The 1,866-nt window shown below is 30.2% G+C and carries 3 protein-coding genes and 1 pseudogene; 2 read left to right on the top strand and 2 right to left on the bottom strand.

Annotation, left to right across the window (positions count from 1 at the left end; all coding sequences use genetic code 11):
• Positions 1–115 (top strand): annotated as a pseudogene (locus KQI94_RS15875) (type III secretion system protein PrgN); the annotation flags it as partial.
• Between the two features lie 137 nt (positions 116–252).
• Here KQI94_RS15875 and prgO read toward each other — a convergent pair.
• Both prgO and KQI94_RS15865 read right to left on the bottom strand, forming a co-directional pair.
• Positions 253–528, bottom strand: a complete 276-nt coding sequence (gene prgO / locus KQI94_RS15870; protein WP_002369783.1) for a DNA segregation protein PrgO — start codon at positions 526–528, stop codon at positions 253–255.
• Complete coding sequence (locus KQI94_RS15865) at positions 506–1,435, bottom strand: ParA family protein (RefSeq protein ID WP_002366009.1); 930 nt, start codon at positions 1,433–1,435, stop codon at positions 506–508. The genes prgO and KQI94_RS15865 overlap by 23 nt, the downstream gene beginning before the upstream one ends.
• Before the next feature lie 246 nt (positions 1,436–1,681).
• Between KQI94_RS15865 and KQI94_RS15860 the strand changes: the two genes are divergently transcribed.
• Positions 1,682–1,866, top strand: a 185-nt coding sequence (locus KQI94_RS15860; protein ID WP_216454628.1) for a replication initiator protein A, incomplete at its 3' end; no start/stop codon positions are given.

Genomic DNA, 1,866 nt, shown 5'->3' with positions numbered 1-1,866 from the left:
GTCGGCCAGCCAGACTATGGATCAGGTATATTCAGACCTTCTAAAACTGCAAGACGATTATTTGCTACACTTAGAACACCACAGACGAACTAAAAAAATTATTGATGAAAATTAAAAAAATCATTTTAAACAAATATACCGGATATATTAAATATACTTAATATATCCGGTATATTATATATATTAAATATATTCGCTATATTTAATATATTCGCTATATTTAATATATTCGCTATATTTAATATATTTCAGTTAATCTTTGATTCGTCTATTATAAATATTTCTTTCCTCTTCGCTTAGGGTATCTATTAAAGCGTCCATTGCTAGTGCGACTATGTCGTACATGGGTTTATCTTTTGCATAGCTTAAATCTCTTATAGTTTTTAACACAGGAGGATCAACTTGTACCGGTCTCCTATCCTTAGCAGTATATTTGCTTTTTCCTAACTCTACATTAATATCATCGGCTATTTCTATATCTGCAGCGCCAATCTTTTTTTTCTCTTTATTCGTTGGTAACAATGCCATTGATCTCAATCTCCTTTCCTTTAGATAATATCTTATTAGCCATTGAATCAGCATATTTTAAAGTATAATCAAAACCGACTATATCTCCATGTGATTCATAGTATTCAATTCGTTCTTCAAGCTCGGTAAATATATCTGCAAATATTGCCCACCAACGGCGATCAACATAATCATTAAGTTGGACACCAGTTTCTCCATAAGTTTCCAGCCTATCAGAGCCTTTAACAATAGTTTTAAAAATATTTTCTTTACCATATTTATCTACAGTTTTTTGATAATTCGCACGTTGTGACTCTCGACGTGCCGAAAACATTACAGGAAGGATACCGATTATTTGTAAATTTGTTTCTTCGAAGTTACTTACAATAGGAATCAGTACTTTTTCAATAAAATCTTCCGTACCTTCCATCGCGTACCGTTTAAGCTCTTGCATCGGTATAACATAATCAGCAGCTGTTAAGAATGCTCTAACAACATTATCAGTAGATGGTGGACAATCGACAAAAATATAGTCAAATTTCTTTCTTAACTCTTTTAAAGGTTGTATAAAAGCTAAATGTCTATCATGTTTGTTTGGATATTTTTGCGACAAATGTTCATTCAATTCTTCTGATCCTGGTGAACCAGCCATAACATACAAATGGGGACTTATTTTTGTTATTCCAGATTCCCAATCATTATTAGTTATCGCTGAAGCTAAAGAGCGTTCAAATTTCGATATTTGATAGGTAGAACTAATATTAGAAGTAGTATTTCGTTGTTGGTCATAATCTATTAAACATATATCTTTGTTGAAAATTTGACTACCAACAATTGAAAGTAACTCATTATCGATACTCTTTCCTATACCACCCTTACGCCCTGTTAGCATTATTACTTTACCTGAAACACCCTTATCGACTAACATAAAATCCCTCCAAAATATATTTAATATATCCGATATAGCAAGTATACTAAATATATTCGCTATATTCTATATATTTAGTATATCACATATATTCAAATTGTCAAAATATATTTTGACAATTTGTATTGACAACAATATATAAATAATCGTAAACTACCAGTGAGTAATTAGAATTTTTTTCTCTGCGTTGTTACAAATCTAATCATAAATATATTTTTTATTCACAAAAGAAGGAGCTTTATCAAAATGGAAAATTTTCAATTTTATAAATCTAAAGAGATTTACAGAGAAAAATACTACCAAATGCCAAAAGTATTTTTCACAAATGAAATGTACAAATCTTTATCCAACGACGCAAAAATTGCATACATGCTTTTAAAAGATCGGTTTGATAATTCCGTTAAAAATAATTGGGTAGATAGTGAAGACAA

Source organism: Enterococcus sp. S183_ASV_20, assembly GCF_018919685.1.
Lineage (GTDB): Bacteria > Bacillota > Bacilli > Lactobacillales > Enterococcaceae > Enterococcus > Enterococcus faecalis.
The sequence above is the reverse complement of the archived record's forward strand: the minus strand, read 5'-3'. Positions and strand labels throughout refer to the sequence as shown.

Bases quoted from the DNA above. Each gene is read 5' to 3' on its own strand.
- prgO (WP_002369783.1), bottom strand. From the start codon at position 528: ATGGCATTGTTACCAACGAATAAAGAGAAAAAAAAGATTGGCGCTGCA.
- KQI94_RS15865 (WP_002366009.1), bottom strand. From the start codon at position 1,435: ATGTTAGTCGATAAGGGTGTTTCAGGTAAAGTAATAATGCTAACAGGG.